Genomic DNA, 1,756 nt, shown 5'->3' with positions numbered 1-1,756 from the left:
CGCGGCCGCCCTGGATCCCGCGACGCGACGCGGGCGCGGCCCGCTGCTCGCGGCCGTGGGGGCCGTGGTGGCGATCGGTGTGCTGGTCACCGCAGTGCTGATCGGGTCGGGGGACGACGACCCGACCACCGCCGCCGCGCCGTCGAGTACGCCACCCTCGTCGAGTTCCCCGTCCCCCACGGTGAGTGCGGCACAGGCCCGGCAGGCGGTCGCCGACTACTACGCGCTGCTGCCCGACAGCCGGGACGCCGCGTGGGAACGGCTCGGCCCCGAACTGCGTGCCGAGGGACGCGAGACGTTCGACGACCGGTGGAGCAAGGTCCGGAAGCTGGAGGTCCTGTCCGAACCGCGGATGACCGGGGACGACTCCGTGCACGTCGGTCTGCGGATGCGGATGCGCGACGACACCATCGTCACCGAGTTTCACCAGCACGAACTCGTGCGGCTGGACGGCACGGTGCTGCTGCGCACCAACACGGTCCTGCACAGCGAGACCACCGCCCCACCGAAGGACGACAAGGACAAGGACAAGGACGACAAGAAGGACAAGAAGAAGGACGACGAGAAAAAGGACGAGAAAAAGAAGGACGAAAACGGTAAGGACAAGAAGGACGAGGAGGGCGGAGACGGGGACGACGACTGACGCCGCCGCACCCCTGCTCTCCTCCGCGTCAACCGCCCGCGCCGCGGCCCAGGGTGTCCAGCAGTTCCCGACAGGACCGTTCGCAGCGTCGGCACGACTCCGCGCACACGCGGCAGTGTTCGTGGTGGGAGGCGTGCGACTCGCATTCGTCACCGCACGTGCGGGCGGCGACCGCGCACGCCTCCAGCACCGACCGGGTGAGGTTGGCGTCGTAGTCGGTGTGCCGGGACAGCACCCGCGCCGTCGTCTCGCACACGTCGGCACAGTCGGCGTTGGTCCGGATGCACTTACGCAGCTGCGGCAGCATGTCGTCGGACTCGGACAGGCACGCGTCGGCACACGCGGTGCAGGATTGTGCGCAGGCCACGCACTCCTCGATGCACCGCACCAGCGCGTCCCGGTCGAGTCCGCCCAGGTCCCCCGGGTAGGTCCGTACCATTTCGGCCACGGGCATGGTTCTCCCTCCTCCGGTCACGGTGGGTCGCGGATCGCGGTCACAGGATTCGCCGGAAGGGGACGCCGGTAAACGGGTTCGCGCGCACGCTCACCGGGACGGCGACGGGCGCCGCGCCCAGCTCACCGTGAGCACGTTCTCCTCGTCGTGGCTGTCGACGTGGGTGCCGAACGGTTCGCTGCTCGCCCCCAGCACGGCGGCCAGCCACCCCCGGTCCCGCGATCCGGCGGGTTGCAGCCGCAGCCGCCGCGACTGCAGCGGCAGCAGCCGCAGGCCGGTCAGCTCGCCCGTGTCGGCGTCCAGCGTCGGCACGTACAGCAGGCGCAGATCACCCCGGTAGCGCTCGAAGCCGCTGATGCCCTCGTAGTCGTTGAGCAGGTCGCCGCAGCCGTAGAGGATGAGCCTGCCGTGGTGCACCTCGATCGGCCGGGGGTGGTGCGACGAGTGCCCGTGCACGAGGTCCACCCCGTGTTCGACGAGGGTCCGCGCGAAGCGCACCTGCTCGGCGGGCACCTGGTAGCCCCAGTTCGTTCCCCAGTGGACGGAGAACACGACCACGTCCCCGGGCCGCCGGACGGCGGCCACCTCGGCCAGGATCTCCTCCGCCCCGGCGGCGGACAGCTCCGGCAGCAGACGCACGCCGGGCCGGCCGGGCGCGG

Annotated in this window: 2 protein-coding genes and 1 pseudogene; 1 reads left to right on the top strand and 2 read right to left on the bottom strand. The window is 71.1% G+C overall.

Annotated features, from left to right (window positions below; all coding sequences use genetic code 11):
- A pseudogene (locus ACTIR_RS26980) lies at positions 1 to 643 on the top strand (serine/threonine-protein kinase); the annotation flags it as partial.
- A gap of 28 nt (positions 644 to 671) precedes the next feature.
- Here the strand turns inward: ACTIR_RS26980 and ACTIR_RS0119855 are convergent.
- Positions 672 to 1,097, bottom strand: a complete 426-nt coding sequence (locus ACTIR_RS0119855) for a four-helix bundle copper-binding protein (protein WP_026455581.1) — start codon at positions 1,095 to 1,097, stop codon at positions 672 to 674.
- A 90-nt stretch (positions 1,098 to 1,187) separates the two neighbouring features.
- The coding region (locus tag ACTIR_RS24515) for a CapA family protein (protein WP_034241182.1) at positions 1,188 to 1,756 on the bottom strand (569 nt) is incomplete at its 5' end.

The sequence above is a fragment of the Saccharomonospora iraqiensis subsp. iraqiensis genome (genome assembly GCF_000430445.1).
GTDB classification, from domain to species: Bacteria; Actinomycetota; Actinomycetes; order Mycobacteriales; family Pseudonocardiaceae; genus Saccharomonospora; species Saccharomonospora iraqiensis.
Note: the sequence above shows the minus strand (reverse complement) of the source record. Positions and strands in the feature narration are given on the sequence as shown.